This window comes from Nocardia sp. CNS-044, from assembly GCF_059570515.1.
This window is the reverse complement of the sequence record NZ_JCANSX010000005.1, coordinates 1,609,121-1,625,724: the sequence shown is the minus strand read 5'-3', so window position 1 is coordinate 1,625,724 and position 16,604 is coordinate 1,609,121. Positions and strand designations below refer to the sequence as shown.

Here is a 16,604-nt window from a genome sequence, read left to right as displayed (position 1 = left end):
ATCGCCGCACCGAGCGCCGGTCGGCCGGGCTCCGTGTGTCGTCCAGAACTACTCGCCGGTAACCGATGAGCCTAGTCCGCTGGCGGGCATGTCGCGATGTGATACCGAGCGCGCGGGACGTTTAGTAGCCTGCTGCAATGCGTCGCTATGTGGCCGCCATCGATCAGGGCACGACATCGAGCAGGTGCATCGTCTTCGACCGGCGTGGCCGCGTCGTCGGGGTGGCCCAGCGCGAACACGAGCAGATCTTCCCCCGGCCGGGGTGGGTCGAGCACGATCCCGAAAGCATCTGGCGCAATACCGAACTCGTGCTCGGCGAGGTGCTGGAGCAGAACGACCTCGGCCCCGGCGACATCGCCGCCGTCGGCATCACCAACCAGCGCGAGACCACCGTGGTCTGGGAACGCGCCACCGGCAAGCCGATTCACCACGCCATCGTCTGGCAGGACACGCGCACCGATCGGCTGGTCACCGAACTCGGCGGCGAGGCGGGCCCGACCCGCTACCAGGACCGCACCGGACTGCCGCTGTCCACCTACTTCGCGAGCCCCAAGCTGCGCTGGATCCTGGACAACGTACCGGGTGCGCAGGAGCGCGCCGAGGCGGGCGAGCTGTGCTTCGGCACCATCGACAGCTGGGTGCTGTGGAATCTGACCGGACTGCACATCACCGACGTCACCAACGCCTCGCGCACCATGCTGATGGATCTGAAGACGCTGCAATGGGATTCGGAGATCTGCGCGGAATTCCGCGTGCCGGAGGCGATGCTGCCCGAAATACGCAGCTCCTCGGAGGTGTACGGCGAGATCTCCTCCGGTCCGCTGCAAGGAGTTCCGGTCGCGGGCATCCTCGGCGACCAGCAAGCGGCCACCTTCGGCCAGGCGTGCCTGGTTCCCGGCGAGGCCAAGAACACCTACGGCACAGGCAATTTCATGCTGCTCAACACCGGGACCACCCCCGTGTGGAGCAAGCACGGCCTGCTCACCACGGTCTGCTACCGGCTCGGTGACCAACCCGCGGTGTACGCGCTGGAAGGCTCCATCGCGGTGACCGGCTCGCTGGTGCAGTGGTTCCGCGACAACCTCGGCATCATCGATTCCGCCGAGGAGATCGAGCGGCTCGCGGCCAGCGTCGACGACAACGGCGGCGCCTACATCGTGCCCGCGTTCTCCGGGCTGTTCGCCCCGCGCTGGCGGCCCGACGCGCGCGGCGTCATCGCGGGGCTGACCCGCTTCGTCAACAAGGCCCACCTGGCGCGAGCGGTCTTGGAATCCACCGCGTTCCAGACATTCGAGGTGGTCGAGGCGATGCGCGCCGACGCCGAATCCCAGAAGCTGGACCTGGAACTGACCACGCTGAAGGTCGACGGCGGCATGACCGCCAACGACCTGCTCATGCAATTCCAGTCCGACATCCTCGAGGTGCCGGTGGTGCGGCCCGTCGTCACCGAGACCACCGCGCTCGGCGCGGCCTACGCCGCGGGACTGGCCGTCGGCTACTGGTCCGGCACCGACGACATCCGCGCCAACTGGGCCGCCGACACCACGTGGGAGCCGAGCATGAGCGCCGAGGACCGCGACGAGCACATCGCGGCGTGGAACAAGGCCGTCGAGCGGACCTACAACTGGGTCGACTGACACCCAGGCGCGCTGACCGATCGCACACTGGCGCACAGCCGACCGACACGAGCGCGCTGGGCCGATCGCACCGAGGTGCACGGCCGACCGACGCGAGCGCGCTCGAGACCGATGGGCACAAAGGTGCTGAATCGAGTGCGGCAGCGGCGCAAGGCGAGCGAGCTCGGGCTCGCCGGGCCGACCGACGCGTCTATCCGGCGTGCGCCGTAACCAGCCGGGCGACAGCCTCCTCGAGCACCGCCGCGTCGGAAGTGGTGAAGCACATGCGCATCGAGTTGCGGTAGCCGTTCTCGACCGCGAACGCGGCGCCAGGCACGTAGGCGACGCCCACCTCCAGCGCGCGCGGCAGCAACCGCTGGGTGTCGGTGCCGTCGGTGAAATCGACCCAGACGAACATGCCGCCCGCGGCGTCGGTGCAGACGACGCGGTCACCGAAGCCGGTGCGCACGGCGTGCACCAGCGCCTTGGCCCGCTCACCGTAGACGCCACGGACGTGATCCACATGCGTGGTGAGCCAGTCCCGGTCCGAGAGCAGGTCGGCCGCGATCTGCTGGGTGAGCGCCGAACCACAAAGGTCCGCACCCTGTTTCAGTAGTTCCACCGCCCGGCAGACCGCGTCGGGGGCGACCATCCAGCCGACTCGCAAACTCGGCGACAGGATCTTGGACGCACTGGACAGCCGAATCACGTTGGGCGCGTATGTCGCGACCGGTTCCGGGGCGGGCCGGTCGAACCAGAGTTCGCCGTACGGGTCGTCCTCGATCACCCAGAAGCCTTGCGCCGTAGCTAGTTCCGCGAGTTCGCGGCGGCGCGCGGTGCTCATGGTCACCCCGCCCGGGTTGTGGAAATTGCTCACCGTGTGCACCACCGCGGGTCGCTCGCCCCGCGTCAGCAGTTCGCGCAGCACGTCGACGCGCATACCCTCGCCGTCCAGCGGCACGGCGACGATGCGCGCTCCGGCCGCACGGAACACCTGGAGCGCGCCGACGTACGCCGGATTCTCGACGACCACCAGCGCACCCGGGTCGAGCAGCACCTCGGCGAGCAGCGACAATGCCTGCTGCGAGCCGTGCGTCACGAACACCTCGTCGACCGGCACCCGGCGGCCGAGCCGGGCGGACTCGCGCTCGGCGAGCACGTCGCGCAGCGGCGCCCAGCCGGGCGATTCGGTGTATTGCAGACAGCCGGGTCCGCGCAGCGCCGCCTCGGCCGCGGTCGCGATGCGCTCGCGCGGCATCAGTTCGGCATCCGGCAAGCCACCCGCGAGGCTGATCACCTCGGCCCGAGCGGTGAGCTTCAGCAGGTCACGAATCGCCGAACTCTTCAGTCCGCCGAGCTTGGCTGCCAGCGGTGGAACAGTCGGCGACATGGAAACCTCCCAGCGGAACGCCACGGTACGCGTCATCCCACTGTGTCACACCGCTACCAGAATATGAAACTCCAATCTCAGAATATGAGACCAAGGTGGATCACCACGACCGCGCTCGCATGCTCAGGATCAGCGTCTTACCGTCCCGGCTGACGGTCTGCACCACCTGGGGATAGACGATGGGCGCACTGCCGGGTCGGTACTCGGTCAGGTCGACCTCGAAGGTGTCGGCGGTCACCTGGGCGATGCGCAGGCAGTGGGTGGTACGGGCGGGGATCTGATCGTTGATGGCCGCTTGGATGGTCTCGGCCGGGGAGACGTTGACGGAATCGGGCGCCACATACCTGCGCGCCTTCTCTCCGCTGCGCTCGACGTAGAACCCGTACTGGAAGCCGAGGATCGCGTCGGGGCCCGAGTCGAATCCACCCGCGCCGTTCCCGACGGTCACCCTGTCGTCCTTGCTGGGCACACAACCCCGTCCGACGCTCGAATCGGAGGGTGGCGCGGCAGTCGTGCCTTCGTCGCCGCCGCCGTTGACCGCGACGATGGTCACCACCAGACCGATCAGCACGGCGACCGCGGCCGCGACGCCGAGCACGATCCAGCGTTTGTTGCCGCCGGAGCCGCCGCCGGTGGGCGCGACGGGCGCACCGGGCGCGAGCCGCTTGGCGATGGGATCGTCGGCCCAGGACAGGCCGGGGTCGGTCGTGGGCGGCGGCTTGGGCACCTCGCCGGATTCGCTCGCGCTGTTCCACCAGCGTTCCGGCGTGCCGCCGGTCGGCGCCGCGGTGTGTCGCACAGTCGCGTCGGCGGGGACGTCGCGCTCGGTGTCGGGCGCGGGCGCCGGTGCGGGACGTGCCTGCGGCGCGGGCGGGTTGTCCGGGAAGACCGTTGTCTCCGGAGCGCGGTACTGCGGCGGCGTCGGCGGCACGGGCGGCGCCTCCGCGGCGGGCCGCCAGCCCACGTTCGGGTGGTCGCCCGGGGGTTCGGGCCACTGCGGGCCGACCTCCCCCAGCTGCGGACCCCCGAACTCGCTCAGCGGCGGACCGAAATCGCCGCCGCCGACCGACGGGCCGAAATCCCCTGTCGGCGGGCCGAAATCGTTCAGCGGCGGACCGAACTGCGACCCGGGCTTGTCGGCTTCGTTGTCCTTCGCGTCACCTTCGGAGCCCACACCCAATCCTTTCCCCAGAACACACGTGTGGGGCGGTCGCGAAACGACCGCCCCACCCGTTGAACAGCTCGTGTCAGTACTGGAACGAGCCACCCCACTGCGTGGTCACGCCAGCAACATTGACCGTCTGCGGAGCCAAGTCGCCCGGCGGGACAATCGGCGGAAGTTTAACCTGCGCGGCGGCTTCCAGCGCGGCGGCACCACCCGGCTGAGCGGCGATCCACTGCTCGACCGACGCCTTGGCCAGGTTCACCTGGGTGGTGTCGAGCACGAACGAGTTGGTGTTGGGGGCCAGACCCTCGCCACCGGTGTAGCTGGTGACCTTGATGGTGTTGATGTCGACGAACTCGACCGACACACCGGCCTCGCCCTTACCGGTCGGGGTGTTGTACCCGATCGTGCCGACGTAACCGGCCTCGTTGCTGAAGTGGTGGGTGTTGGCCACGTAACCGGGCAGCACGGCGCCGCCGTCGATGTTCGCGCCGAATTCCTGGTGCGGACCGCTCATCTCGACGACCGGCGCGGCGGGCGCGGCCTGCAGGCGCGGCGCCTCCCAGCGCGGTTCCTGCACCAGCGTCTCCGACTGCGACGGCCCGGAGGAACCCGGCCGATCCGGCTGCGCGGCACGCGCGTCGGCGTCGCCGCCCGGCTGGGCGCCGCTCTCGCCGCCCGGACGAGTCTCGCCCGGCTGACCCGGCTTCGGCTCTTCCGCCTCGGTGCCCGGAACGACGACCGGCTGCGCGGGGTCCTGACCCGGCACCGGCAGCGGCGCGACGCGCGGGCTGGTGACGCCCGGCTGGCTCGGCACGGTTAGCTTCGGGTCCTTCTTCGGATCCGGCATCACCTGGTTCGGATCCGGGGTGTTGACACCCGGCTGGCTCGGAGTCGGCGCGCTCTCCGGCTTGTTCGGGTCCGACTCCTGGGTGTTGCCCGGATCCGGCTTGGTGGTCTCCGGAGTGTTCTGCGCCTCCGGCGTCTCGGTGCCCGGCTGGACCGGCGCCGGTGTGGTCGGTGTGCTCGGTTCGTTGGGAACTGCCCCCGCCGGCGCCGCGAACAATGTAGCCACGGCGGCCGCAGTGGCCAGTGGCAACGAGGTGCTCGCCATCGCTCGCTGCGCCCGACTCGGCTTACGATGTTTCACTTTTCGCCAATCCCTTTCCCGGGTGCGGCCGAATCGATCGCACTCAGTTGTCCCTGGTGAGACGCGCCTCGATCGCCGAACAACCCTAGGGCCGTTCGCTGTTCGGTTTCGGAAAGGACCTTCCCCCCACACCAGAACCACGCGACCGCCCGCCGATCGCATCTCTGCGGGCAGTCAACCACAGTTGGGCCGTGCAGGCAACGCGGTGAAATACCCGAGCCGACAACGTCACTCGACGCGTCGACCCGCATGACCGTGAGAACCGCGGCGCCGCGCGTCAGTCCAGGTCGTCGTGGCGCATGAGCAGGCGGCCCGCCTCGGTGACCGAGCCGGTGAGCGACGGGTAGACCGAGAAGGTCTGGGCGAGATCGTTGACCGTCAGGTTGTTCTGCACCGCGAGTGCGATCGGCAGGATCAGTTCGGAGGCGATCGGCGCGACCACGACGCCGCCGATCACCACGCCGGTGGCCGGGCGGCAGAAGATCTTGACGAAGCCGCGGCGCAGGCCTGACATCTTCGCCCGCGGGTTGGTGTTCAGCGGCAGCATCACGGTGCGCGCGGGTACCTCGCCATTGTCGATCGAGTTCTGACTGACGCCGACCGTGGCGATCTCCGGCCTGGTGAACACGGCCGACGCGACCGTCTTGAGCCGAATCGGGCTGACGCCCTCACCGAGCGCGTGGTACATCGCGATGCGGCCCTGCATCGCCGCCACCGAGGCCAGCGGCAGCAAGCCCGTGCAGTCGCCCGCGGCGTAGATGCCGGACACCGAGGTGCGCGAGACCCGATCGACCCGCAGGTAGCCGCCGCGGTCGAGCTCGACACCCACCTCTTCCAGGCCGAGATCGTCGGTGTTCGGTGTGGAACCGACGGTCATCAGCGCGTGCGTGCCGGCCACCGTGCGGCCGTCGGAGAGCTTGACCACGATGCCTTCCGCGGTGCGTTCGACGGCGTCGGCCCGCGCGTGCTTCACCAGCTCGACACCGCGCTCGGCCAGCGCTTCCTCGAGCACGAGGGCGGCGTCGGCGTCCTCGTGCGGCAGCACCCGGTCACGGCTGGAGACCAGCTTCACCCGGACGCCCAATTCCGTGTAGGCGGAGACGAATTCGGCGCCGGTCACGCCGGAACCGACCACCACCAGGGTCTCCGGCAGCTGGCGCAGGTCGTAGAGCTGACGCCAGTTCAGGATGCGCTCGCCGTCGGGTTCGGCGCCGGGCAGCACGCGCGGGCTCGCGCCGGTGGCGATCAGCACCACCTCGGCCTCGATCAGCCGCTCGCGGCCACCGTCCATACCGACGGTCACCCGATGCGGCGCCCGCCCGCCGCCGTTCTCGGCCAGCCGGGCGGAGCCGGACAGCACGGTCACGCCCGCGGACTGCAACTTGGAGCGGATATCGGAGGACTGGGCCAGCGCGAGCGCCTTGACGCGCGCGTTCACCTCGGGCAGCCGTACGGCCGCCTGACTCGGGTCGAGCGTGATTCCGAGGTCCCTGGCCCGGCGCAGATCGGTGCGCACACCGGTGGAGGCGATGAAGGTCTTGGACGGGACACAGTCCCACAACACACATGCGCCACCGATGCCGTCGCGGTCGATCAGTGTCACGTCCGCGCCGTGCTGGGCCGCGACCAAGGCCGCCTCATAGCCGGCCGGTCCGCCACCGATGATCGCAATGCGGGTCATGGATACCTCCGCTCGAGCTGTCGACCGGGATCTCCGGTACCTGGCTAACGTTAGTGGTCGGCGCGCTGTCGTACTCGCCACACCTGGCCGTCGCGCCGGGAACACGGCGTCATGTGGGCGGGATAGCGGCGATCCGGTGTCATCATTGGCTACCCTTTGCAGGTGCCGATCTACGCCGCCTACGGGTCCAACATGGACTCGACCCAGATGCTCGAGCGCTGTCCGCACTCCCCCATGTCCGGGACCGGCTGGTTGGAGGGCTGGCGGCTGACCTTCGCCGGCGACGACATCGGGTGGGAAGGGCCGCTGGCGACGGTCGTCGAGGAACCAGGGTCCCGGGTGTTCGTCGTGCTCTACGACGTCTCCCCCGAGGACGAGCAGTTGCTGGACCGCTGGGAGGGCTCGGACTTCGGCATCCACAAGAAGATCCGGTTGCGCGTCACCCCGAGCCCCGGCAGTGGCACCGAGCCGCGGCTGGCCTGGCTGTACGTGCTGGACGCCTACGAGGGCGGCCTACCGTCGGCGCGCTATCTGGGCGTGATGGCCGACGCGGCCGAAAAGGCGGGCGCGCCAGAGGATTACGTGCACGCCCTGCGCACGCGGAACAGCCGCAACGTGGGACCAGGCAACTACTCGAGCTGAGACGCCGAACCCCGCCGCCGGAGCATCCGGGGCGGGGTTCGTTCGTTTCGCTTGTTTCGGATCCTCGGTTGTTTCGGATCCTCAGCTCTTTCGCTCAGCTCAGCTCTTTCGGACGGCTCAGCGCGGCGGCGTCTGCAACACGATGTTCGACAGCACCCGCACGCCCACCGCGAGAGCGCGCTCGTCGATGTCGAAAGTCGGCTGGTGCAGATCCAGCTGCTCACCGTGCCCGGACCAGACGCCGAGCCGCGCCATCGCGCCCGGCACCTCCTCCAGATACCAGGAGAAGTCCTCGCCGCCGCCGGACTGGATGGTGTCGGCCAGCGCGTCGGGGCCCAGCGCGCGGATGGCGTCCTCGAAGATCCTGGTCGAGTGCTCGTCGTTGACCACCGGCGGCACCCCGCGGCGGTAGTTGAGCTGGTACCGCACGCCGGTCGGCGCGAGCAGGCCGTCGACGATCTCGTGCACCATCGGCTCGAGCAGCGACCAGGTCGCGTGATCGCCGGTGCGGACGGTGCCGGTGAGCATGCCCGTCTGCGGTATGGCGTTCGGCGCCTTGCCCGCCGACACCGCGCCCCACACCATCACGGTGCTGGTCCGCGGATCGATGCGGCGGCTGAGCAGACCGGGCAGGCCGGTGATCACGGTGCCGATGGCGTAGACGAGGTCGCTGGTCAGGTGCGGGCGCGAGGTGTGGCCGCCCGGCGAGTCGAGCACCAGCTCGATGGTGTCGGCGGCCGAGGTGATCGCGCCGACCCGGATGCCGACCCTGCCGACCTCCAGGCGCGGATCGCAGTGCAGCGCGAAGATCCGCTCCACACCCTCCATCACGCCCGCGGCGACCAGGTCGATCGCGCCGCCGGGCATGACCTCCTCGGCGGGCTGGAAGACCAGCCGCACGCCGACCGGCAGGTCCGGGATCTCCGCGAGCGCGAGCGCGGTGCCGAGCAGGATGGTGGTGTGCGCGTCGTGGCCGCAGGCGTGCGAGACGCCGGGCACGGTCGAGGCGAAGCTGAGGCCGGTGAACTCCTGCAGCGGGAGCGCGTCCATGTCGGCGCGCAGGCCGATGCGCGGTCCCTCGGGGCCGATGTCACAGATCAGGCCGGTGCCGCCGGGCATCTTCTGCGGGGAGAGACCCGCCTTGGTCAGCCAGGCCGCGACGAACTCGGTCGTGCCGAACTCGGTGCGGGACAGCTCCGGGTTCGCGTGGATGTGCCTGCGCCACTGCACGAGGTCGACAGCGTGCTCGGCCAGCCACGATTCGACCGCATCCCGGGCTGTCACGACGGTGTCCGTCGCGACGCCGCCCGGCGCCTCCGGGGTCAGGCACGCCGCGCCCTTGGGGCCGGTGGCTCGCGCCGAGGTGTTCGACAACGCGGCACTCGCGGGGCCCTCCGTGGTAGCGCGCGCCGCCTCCTGGCCCGTCGCTCGCGCCGCCGGTCGGCCTGTAGTGCTCACCGAATGTCCTCCTGTCGTTGAACGAGTCGTTGCAACAACCTGTCTCTGTGTTCTTCATCGCGTGCGACGGCGATTGCGGTACGCGCGAGCGCGACCGCGCCATCGGTTACCGCGCGATCCGCCGAGGCATTGACACTGGCCGCGGCGAATCCCGGCTGATGTGTCACCGCCCCACCGGCATCTATGCCGATGACCGGATGGATGCCCGGGATGACGTTGGTGACATTGCCCATATCGGTGCTGCCGAGCGGTCGCTGCGCCTCGAGCTCCGGTGCGATCGGCACCCGTCCCAGGTCGGCGATCTGCTCGCGATAGGCACACAGTAGTGCCGGATCGGGCGTCAGCTCGGTATATGTAGGCGCGAGCGTCCGGATTTCGTGGGTGCAGCCGGTCGCCAGGGCGCCCGCCTCGAAACAAGCCGACGCTCGTCGCATCAGATCCTCGAGGGATGCGGAGTCGACTGCGCGTAGGTAGTACAGCAGTTCCGCACGTCCGGGCACGATGTTGGGGGCTACGCCACCGTCGCTGACTATACCGTGAAGTTGCTGACCAGGCAGGAGATGCTGTCTCAGCAAACCCAGAGCAACCTGTGCGACGGTGACCGCGTCCCCCGCGTTGCGGCCGTGCTCGGGCGCCGCGCTGGCGTGCGCCTCGTGCCCGTGGAAGACCACGCCGATGTCGGCGAGGGCGAGCGAGCGCGCGCCGACGATGTCGTACGGGCCGGGATGCACCATCATCGCCATCGCGACGTCGTCGAAGACCCCGCGCTCGAGCATCAGCACCTTGCCGCCGCCGCTTTCCTCGGCGGGCGTCCCGAGCACCACGACGGTGATACCGAGTTCGTCGGCCACCTCGGCGAGGCCGAGCGCCGCGCCGACGGCCGACGCGGCGATGATGTTGTGACCGCAGGCGTGCCCGATCTCGGGCAGTGCGTCGTATTCCGCGCAGATGCCGACCGTCAGCTCGCCGCTTCCATAGCTGGCGCGAAACGCCGTTGGCAGGTCGGCGACGCCGGTGTGGATCTCGAAACCGCGCTCGGCCAGCGGCGCGAGGACCTTCGCGACGCTGCGCGTCTCCTCGAAAGCCAGCTCGGGCTCCGCGTGGAGAGAATGCGAGAGTTCGATCAACCGGGTGGCCGCGGCGGCGACAGCGGCGTCGGAAGCCGCCGCGGCGCCGTCGGTGTGGACAGCGCGCGACGTGCTGCTCGTTTCCTGAGGCCCGCTGCGCGGTGGAGGCATGGGACACAGTCTGGCACTGTGTCGCGAATCGGGCCCACTCATATCCGTCTGCCCGGTCACACCCGGGCCCGGCCGGGGGTTATCCGGCGGCGAACGCCAGGTTCTCGGGGCTGGTCCGCACCGCGAGCCCGGCCAGCGCTTCGGCGTGCAGCGCCCGCTTGATGATCGGCAGATTCGGCTTGCGGTTGCCCGCGAGTGCCGCGGCCTGGGCGACGGCGGTCTCCAGCAACGCGTCGGCTTCGGCGGCCTGGTCCACGATGCCCGCCGCGATGGCCTGGTCGGCCGGGTAGCGATGGCCGGTGGTCATGGCCTGCACGCAGACCTGGTTGGTCAGGCGGTTGGTGAGCAGCGCGTTCATGCCGACGGTGAACGGCATGCCGAGGTGCACCTCGGGCAGGCTCCAGAAGCCGCGATCGGCCCGCATGACGCGGAAGTCGTGCGAGGTGGCCAGCATCGCGCCCGCGCCGAACGCGTGCCCGTTGATGGCGGCCACCGTCGGCATCGGGAAGGCGAGCAGGCGGGTGTAGAGCGAGTGCACCTTGTCCAGGTAGCCGTGGATCTCGCCGAGGTTGCCGAACAGCCAGTCGGTGTCCAGGCCGTTGCTGAAGAACTTGCCGGTCGCCGTGGTCACCAGCGCCGCGGGACCCTCCGAGGCCTCGACCTTGTCGAACAGCGCGTGCACTTCGGCGATCCAGTCCGGATGGAAGCGGTTCTCGCTGTCGGTCTGTCCCTCGTTCCCGAGGTACAGCACGAACACATCTCCCTGACGCTCCAGATACGGCATGCGTGCAGCGTATCGCCATCGGTAGACGTTGCCTACTGGCGGGTAGCCCACCGCAACTCGGCGCGCAACGACGCCCAACGAACCATCCACGCCCTGCCGACCGCCCCCGGAGCGAGCCCGACGAGCGACCGTTCGCGGCGCGCCAGCGCGCCAAATACACTCTCTTCATGCTTGCCGAACAGGCCGCCGAGGCGATCGCGGAACGTACGGGAGTCGAGCGTCACCGGGTGGCCGTGGTGCTCGGTTCGGGGTGGCAGCAGGCGGCCGCGGAGATCGGCGCGCCGTCGGCGTCGGTGTCGATGCCGGAACTGCCCGGTTTCGGCGAACCGACCGCGCAAGGCCATGTCGGCGTGGTGCATTCGGTGCCCGTCGGCGAGACGCCGGTGCTGCTGCTGATGGGCCGCCAGCATCTCTACGAGGGCTACCAGCCCGCCGACGTGGTGCACCCGGTGTCGGCCGCGGTGGCGGCGGGCGCGGAGATCGTGGTGCTGACCAACGCGGCGGGCGGCATCCGGCCCGGCTTGCAGGTCGGCGAGCCGGTCTTGATCAGCGATCACCTCAATCTCACCGCCCGCACCCCGCTGGCGGGCGCCACCTTCGTCGATCTGGTCGACGCGTGGGACCCCGAATTACGGGCGCTGGCAAGGGAAATCGACCCGAGCCTGACCGAGGGCGTGTACGCGGGCCTGACCGGACCGCAGTACGAGACGCCCGCCGAGATCCGCATGCTGCGCACCATCGGCGCCGACTTGGTCGGCATGTCGACGGTGCTGGAGGCCATCGCCGCCCGCGCGCTCGGCGCCCGGTTGCTCGGCATCTCGCTGGTGACCAACCTGGCCGCGGGCGTGACCGGCGAGCACCTGTCGCATGCCGAGGTGCTCGCCGAGGGCAACGCGGCCGCACCTCGGCTCGGCAAACTGCTGCGCGGCGTGCTGGAGCGGCTCTAGATGCTGCGCTTCGGGACCGCCGGGCTGCGCGGGCCGCTGTGCGAGGGCCCGGACGGCATGAACGTGACGACCGTGAGCAGGGCGACGGCGGGCGTGATCGATTGGCTGCGCGGCCGATGCCTCGGCGGTGGTCACGTCGTCGTGGGCCGCGACGCCAGGCACGGTTCGCCCGAATTCGCCACCGCGGTCGCGGAAATCTTCGCGGCGGCGGGCTTTCCGGTCACCCTGCTGCCCGGCGCGGTGCCGACGCCGGTGGTGGCGTACGCGGTGCGCGAGCTCGGCGCGGTGGCGGGCGTGCAGATCACCGCGTCGCACAATCCGCCGGAGGACAACGGCTACAAGCTCTATCTAGACGGCGGCTCGCAGTTGATCGCGCCCGCCGACACCGAGATCGAGCGCTGCATCGAGGCGGTCGCCGGACCTATCCCGCGCACACCGGTCGCCGAATCCGACGACGCGCTCGTGCACCGCTATCTCGCGCGGGTGGCCCGGCTGCCGGAATTGGTCGGCGGGCCGGGCGCGCGCGCCGACGTCCGGATCGCGCTGACGCCGCTGCACGGAGTCGGCGGCGATCTCGCCGTGCGGGCGCTGGCCGCGGCGGGTTTCACCGACGTGCACGTGGTGACCGAACAATTCGCGCCCGATCCCGACTTCCCCACAGTCGCCTTCCCGAACCCGGAGGAGCCGGGAGCCGCCGACCTGCTGCTCGCGCTGGCCGAACGGGTGGACGCCGACGTGGCCATCGCGCTGGACCCCGACGCGGATCGGTGCGCGGTCGGCGTGCCGGGCCCGGACGGCTGGCGGATGCTGCGCGGCGACGAAACCGGTGTGCTGCTTGCTGATTGCGTGCTGCGCACCGCGCCGCCGGACGCGCTGGTCGCCACCACGATCGTCTCGTCGCGGCTGCTGTCCAAGCTGGCGGCGGCCCGCGGCGCCCGGTACGCCGAGACGCTCACCGGCTTCAAATGGCTCGCCAGGGCGGGCGACGGACTGGTGTACGCCTACGAGGAGGCCATCGGTCACTGCGTCGACCCGGCGGCCGTGCGCGACAAGGACGGCATCTCGGCGGCCGTCCTCACCGCCGACCTGGTGGCCCGGCTGAAGGCCGAGCGGCGCACGCTGCTCGACGAACTCGACGGGTACGCGGTCGAATTCGGCCTGCACGCGGGCGATCAGGTCGCGTTGCGGCTGGCCGACGCCGAGGCCGCCGCGGCGGTGGTCGAGCGGCTGCGCGCCGCCCCGCCCCACGAGATCGCGGGCGAGCCGATGAAATACGCGGATCTGCTCCAGACTCGCGGCCGAATGCGCACCGACGCGCTGATTTTCGAGGGCGCGGGTTCCCGGGTGGTGATCCGGCCCTCGGGCACCGAGCCGAAACTCAAGTGCTACCTGGAGGTCGTCGAGCCGGTGGCCGACCGCGCCGGTCTCACCGACGCCAGACGCGTTGCCGCCGAACGACTCACGGCGCTCGCGGCGTTCTGCCGCGCGCTGTAGCCACCCCGCCGCGCTGAGCGCGTCAGCGCGGTCCGAACTGGCGATCGCCCGCGTCGCCCAAGCCGGGGACGATGTAGGCGTCGGAGTTCAGGCCCGAGTCGACGGTCGCCGTCACCAACCGCACCGGTAGCCCCGATTTCTCCAGCAGCGCAATGCCTTCCGGCGCGGCGACCACGCAGATCGCGGTGATGTCGGTCGCGCCGCGTGCGGCGAGCAATTCGAGGGTGTGGCGCATGGAGCCGCCGGTCGCCAGCATCGGGTCGAGCACGTACACCGGAATGCCGGACAGGTCGGCGGGCAGCGATTCCATGTACGGCACCGGCTGGTGAGTGGTCTCATCGCGGGCGATGCCGACGAAACCGACCTGGGCGTTGGGGATCAGCTCGGCCGCCGCGTCGACCATGCCGAGCCCGGCGCGCAGCACCGGGACCAGCAGCGGCGGATGGGCCAGCCGCACGCCTTCGGCGAAGGCGACGGGGGTTTCGATTTCGTACCTGGTCACGGGCGCGTCGCGCAGCGCCTCGTAGACCAGGATGCCGGTGAGATCGCGCAGCGCGTTGCGGAATACCGCGTTGGGGGTGCGCGCGTCGCGCATCGTCGTCAGCAGGGTGGCGGCGAGTGGATGGTCCACGGTGTGCGTACGCATGAGGGAACGATAAGGTTCGAGGCGAGTTCGGCGTCGAACGTCCTCGTGAATTTTTTTCCGAGGCGAGGGAACCGAACGGCAAGGCGGCGCGTCGAACCAGTTGGATGACGTACTCTGCCTGGGAACGAACAGATGGGGGAAGCACTATGGCAAAGATGTCGGCGGACACCGAGGGCATCGCCGCCTACGGCGCCACCGCCGAGGTGATGGCCGGTGAAATGGCCGGTGTCGCAGCGGGGGCCGCGGGCGCCTCGCCCGCGTTGCTCGGGCCGATCATGGGGCTCATCGGCGGGGATTTCATGGCCGCGTATTCCGCGGCGCACGCCGGACACGTCGCGTCGATCGCGCAACTGTCGGCCGTGCTGTCCAGCATGGGCGGCGCGGCGGCCGGAGCGGCCACCGTGCTCACCGAGACGGACATGAACAACGCGGCCGCGTTGAAGTCCGCCGACCTGGACGGATGAGCCGGTGATCGACGTCAACCTCCTGGTCAAGCCGCTGCTCGATCTGCTCGGCAGCTTCGGCACCGGCGTGCTGCCCAGCGGCGGCCCGGCCGACTCGCTGACCTCCACCTCGACGGCGCTGGATCAGCTGCATCAGTTGGGCCGCAACAGCATCAACCAGATGAACACCGCGTGGGACGGCGTCGCCGCCGACGCCGCGACCGCGAAGGCGCTGCGCGTGCAGACCTCCGCGGCCAACATCTCCGATCGCGGCAACGAGATGGCGACCGTCGTCGACCAGGCCGCCACCGAAGTCGAGACCGGGCAGAAGGATCTCAACGGCATCGTGCAGTCCTTCGTGAACACCGCGACGGCGCTCGGCCCGACGATCACCACGCCACCGGGTTTCGCGGCCCTGGTCGGCACCGCCATCGATCACCTGAACCAGGGACTCGGCGTGGTCGGTCGGGTGCGCAACGAGCTGGACACGCACACCGCGACCATGAGCCAGCTGACCCCGGCGCCCTCCAGCCCGTCGCTCGCGTCGCTGCCTGGCGCTATCACCAGCACGGCCGGCACCGGCATCCAGGGCCTGATGGGCGTGGTCGGCCAGGCCGGTTCGCTGATCACCAGCGTGGCGAGCAGTTCCGCGCAGAACGTCGCCAAGACGAGTCCCGGCACGAGCGACAATTCGAACTCGAACTCCACGAAGCCCGGCGACACCACCGCCACGCCGAGCACCAAGGACGGCGTGAAGATCACGCTGCCCGACGGTAGCGTCGTCGAGGCGCCGAACGAGAAGGCCGCGACCGCGGTCCAGTCGGCACTGAGCGCGGTCGGCACGCCCTACGTCTGGGGCGGCAACACCCCGGGCTCCGGCATCGACTGCAGTGGCCTCACCAAGTACGCCTACAGCGAGGCGGGCGTCGAACTGCCGCGCCTGGCTCAGGAACAGCACATCGGACACCCGCAGGTGTCGCCCGGCGATCTGATGCCGGGTGACCTGGCCGTATGGGACGGCCACGTCGCCATGGTCGTCGGCAACGGGCAGCTCGTCGAGGCCGGCGACCCGGTCTCGGTCAGTTCCATCCGAACGGAGAACATGGGTATGGAGTTCTACGGCTTCTACAGGCCGACAGCATGAGCGAACGCAGTGAGCGAATCATGTGCCAGCCCGCCGAGGGCATGCCGGAGCCGAGCGCCAGCGAGGCGGAGGCATGACCGAGCAGCAGGCCCAGCAGATTCCGAACGTCACCCTGGCCGTCAGCCAGAACCGGTCCGGCACCATCGCGGTGCGCGCGACCGACCAGGGCATGCCGGTCGAGATCAAGTTCGAGCGCAGTGAATACCGTTACGGCGCACAGGCTCTCGCCAACGAGATCCTGCGCCTGACGCAGCGCTCGGCCATCGCCGCGCGCGCCAAGCGCCGCGAGGTCCTCGCCGAGTCGGGCATGCCCGCCGACGTCCTGGACCGGCTCGGACTGCCCACCCGGCAGCAGGCGGTCGACGAACTCGACCGCATCGACGACGCCGACACGGGACCGACGAGCTGGATGCGGCCGGTATGAACGAGCGAAGCGAGGAACTGGCATGAGTGCCGAGATGGACGCGCTCGTCGCGAGCGCGACCCAGAAACTGGAAGCGCTCGAGGCCGCCCTGTACGGCCTGAAGCAGGTGCGCGGCCAGTTCACCACCGAAGATGGCGCGGTCACCGTCGAGGTGAACAGCGAGGGCGCGCTGGTCGGGTTGACGCTGTCGGAGGCGGTCACCTCGATGGCGCCCGCCGACGTCTCCCAGCTGATCGTCTGGGCCTGCAGGCAGGCCTCCGAGGACGCGGGAGCACAGCGCTCGAAGGTCGTTGCGACACTGAACGAGTCGTTCGCCCCGGCGCCCAACGGCGCGGCGGGCACAATTGGGGGCGGGCCGGATAGTGCCTGAGCCGGAAGGTCG

At 70.0% G+C, this 16,604-nt stretch carries 16 protein-coding genes; 8 read left to right on the top strand and 8 right to left on the bottom strand.

Annotation, left to right across the window (positions count from 1 at the left end; translation table 11 throughout):
- The first annotated feature begins 137 nt into the window (after positions 1–137).
- On the top strand, positions 138–1,637 hold the full coding sequence (gene glpK / locus T333_RS08085) for a glycerol kinase GlpK (RefSeq protein WP_496424043.1): 1,500 nt from the start codon (positions 138–140) through the stop codon (positions 1,635–1,637).
- 190 nt (positions 1,638–1,827) lie between these two features.
- Here glpK and T333_RS08080 read toward each other — a convergent pair whose 3' ends face one another.
- From T333_RS08080 to T333_RS08065, 4 genes are all read right to left on the bottom strand, one after another.
- Positions 1,828–3,006, bottom strand: a complete 1,179-nt coding sequence (locus T333_RS08080) for an aminotransferase-like domain-containing protein (protein ID WP_496424042.1) — start codon at positions 3,004–3,006, stop codon at positions 1,828–1,830.
- Between the two features lie 100 nt (positions 3,007–3,106).
- Complete coding sequence (locus T333_RS08075; protein WP_496424041.1) at positions 3,107–4,180, bottom strand: DUF8176 domain-containing protein; 1,074 nt, start codon at positions 4,178–4,180, stop codon at positions 3,107–3,109.
- A 73-nt stretch (positions 4,181–4,253) separates the two neighbouring features.
- Complete coding sequence (locus T333_RS08070; RefSeq protein WP_496424040.1) at positions 4,254–5,285, bottom strand: hypothetical protein; 1,032 nt, start codon at positions 5,283–5,285, stop codon at positions 4,254–4,256.
- A 313-nt stretch (positions 5,286–5,598) separates the two neighbouring features.
- Positions 5,599–7,002, bottom strand: a complete 1,404-nt coding sequence (locus T333_RS08065; RefSeq protein ID WP_357251178.1) for an NAD(P)H-quinone dehydrogenase — start codon at positions 7,000–7,002, stop codon at positions 5,599–5,601.
- Positions 7,003–7,164: 162 nt separating this feature from the next.
- Here T333_RS08065 and T333_RS08060 point away from each other — a divergent pair, with 162 nt between their 5' ends.
- Positions 7,165–7,644 carry a gamma-glutamylcyclotransferase family protein gene (locus tag T333_RS08060; protein ID WP_067843310.1) on the top strand — a complete coding sequence of 160 codons (480 nt, stop codon included), beginning with the start codon at positions 7,165–7,167 and terminating at the stop codon, positions 7,642–7,644.
- A 117-nt stretch (positions 7,645–7,761) separates the two neighbouring features.
- On the opposite strand, the gene T333_RS08055 is transcribed toward T333_RS08060, so the two are convergent.
- The 3 genes from T333_RS08055 to T333_RS08045 all read right to left on the bottom strand — a co-directional run bounded on the left by T333_RS08055 (position 7,762) and on the right by T333_RS08045 (position 11,124).
- Positions 7,762–8,928 (bottom strand): M20 family metallopeptidase, encoded by a 1,167-nt coding sequence (locus T333_RS08055; RefSeq protein ID WP_496424162.1) that lies wholly within the window; start codon positions 8,926–8,928, stop codon positions 7,762–7,764.
- Positions 8,929–9,098: 170 nt separating this feature from the next.
- Positions 9,099–10,340: a M20 family metallopeptidase gene (locus T333_RS08050; RefSeq protein ID WP_496424039.1), complete on the bottom strand. Its 1,242-nt coding sequence runs from the start codon at positions 10,338–10,340 to the stop codon at positions 9,099–9,101.
- Positions 10,341–10,419: 79 nt separating this feature from the next.
- A complete protein-coding gene (locus T333_RS08045; protein WP_357251185.1) occupies positions 10,420–11,124 on the bottom strand; it encodes an enoyl-CoA hydratase-related protein in 705 nt (234 codons plus the stop codon).
- A 167-nt stretch (positions 11,125–11,291) separates the two neighbouring features.
- Here T333_RS08045 and T333_RS08040 point away from each other — a divergent pair, with 167 nt between their 5' ends.
- Together T333_RS08040 and T333_RS08035 are read left to right on the top strand one after the other, a co-directional pair.
- Positions 11,292–12,071, top strand: a complete 780-nt coding sequence (locus tag T333_RS08040) for a purine-nucleoside phosphorylase (protein ID WP_354999985.1) — start codon at positions 11,292–11,294, stop codon at positions 12,069–12,071.
- Positions 12,072–13,565: a phospho-sugar mutase gene (locus tag T333_RS08035; protein ID WP_496424038.1), complete on the top strand. Its 1,494-nt coding sequence runs from the start codon at positions 12,072–12,074 to the stop codon at positions 13,563–13,565.
- 22 nt (positions 13,566–13,587) lie between these two features.
- Here the strand turns inward: T333_RS08035 and upp are convergent, their stop codons facing one another.
- Entirely contained in the window at positions 13,588–14,211 is a 624-nt protein-coding gene (upp, locus tag T333_RS08030) for a uracil phosphoribosyltransferase (protein WP_496424037.1), read from the bottom strand.
- A gap of 146 nt (positions 14,212–14,357) precedes the next feature.
- On the opposite strand from upp, the gene T333_RS08025 reads away from it, so the two are divergent.
- The 4 genes from T333_RS08025 to T333_RS08010 all read left to right on the top strand — a co-directional run bounded on the left by T333_RS08025 (position 14,358) and on the right by T333_RS08010 (position 16,592).
- Positions 14,358–14,675: a hypothetical protein gene (locus T333_RS08025; protein WP_354999988.1), complete on the top strand. Its 318-nt coding sequence runs from the start codon at positions 14,358–14,360 to the stop codon at positions 14,673–14,675.
- 4 nt (positions 14,676–14,679) lie between these two features.
- Complete coding sequence (locus T333_RS08020) at positions 14,680–15,798, top strand: C40 family peptidase (RefSeq protein WP_496424036.1); 1,119 nt, start codon at positions 14,680–14,682, stop codon at positions 15,796–15,798.
- Between the two features lie 73 nt (positions 15,799–15,871).
- Positions 15,872–16,222 carry a hypothetical protein gene (locus T333_RS08015; RefSeq protein WP_354999990.1) on the top strand — a complete coding sequence of 117 codons (351 nt, stop codon included), beginning with the start codon at positions 15,872–15,874 and terminating at the stop codon, positions 16,220–16,222.
- A gap of 22 nt (positions 16,223–16,244) precedes the next feature.
- Positions 16,245–16,592, top strand: coding sequence for a YbaB/EbfC family nucleoid-associated protein (locus T333_RS08010; RefSeq protein WP_067787802.1), 348 nt, complete (start codon positions 16,245–16,247; stop codon positions 16,590–16,592).
- The last annotated feature ends 12 nt before the right edge of the window (positions 16,593–16,604 follow it).